Source organism: Lysobacter arseniciresistens ZS79, assembly GCF_000768335.1.
GTDB classification, from domain to species: Bacteria; Pseudomonadota; Gammaproteobacteria; order Xanthomonadales; family Xanthomonadaceae; genus Novilysobacter; species Novilysobacter arseniciresistens.
In genome coordinates, this window is record NZ_AVPT01000092.1 from 1 (window position 1) to 422 (window position 422).

Sequence of the window (422 nt, forward strand, 5' to 3'; positions counted from 1 at the left end):
AACAACTGCGCATCGCTCATGGCGACGGCAGCTTCGGCCGTACCCTGCAACAGCTGGCAAAGGTCGACGTCCTGGTGCTGGACGACTGGGCGCTAGCCCCGCTGGAGGAAGGAGCCCGGCATGACCTGCTGGAGGTGATCGACGACCGCGCTGGCAGCCGCTCCACCATCCTGACGAGCCAACTGCCCATCGAGCACTGGCACGGCTGGATCAACGACCCGACCCTGGCCGATGCCATCCTCGACCGCCTGGTGCACAACGCCTACCGACTGACGATGAAAGGCGAGTCGCTGCGCCGAAAAAAAGCCGAGGAACAAGCCGCATCGTGACCGATGCGATTACAATCCAGAACCCGCGCAACCGGGGTGGAAGCACCGGTCACGTATTAGCGAAACGCTCGGTCACGTTCACCGAAATCCGCA

The 422-nt window shown here is 63.0% G+C and carries 1 pseudogene; it reads left to right on the forward strand.

From position 1 onward, the window contains the following. Positions 1-329, forward strand: a pseudogene (gene istB / locus N799_RS14115) (IS21-like element IS1474 family helper ATPase IstB); the annotation flags it as partial. Positions 330-422 lie beyond the last annotated feature (93 nt).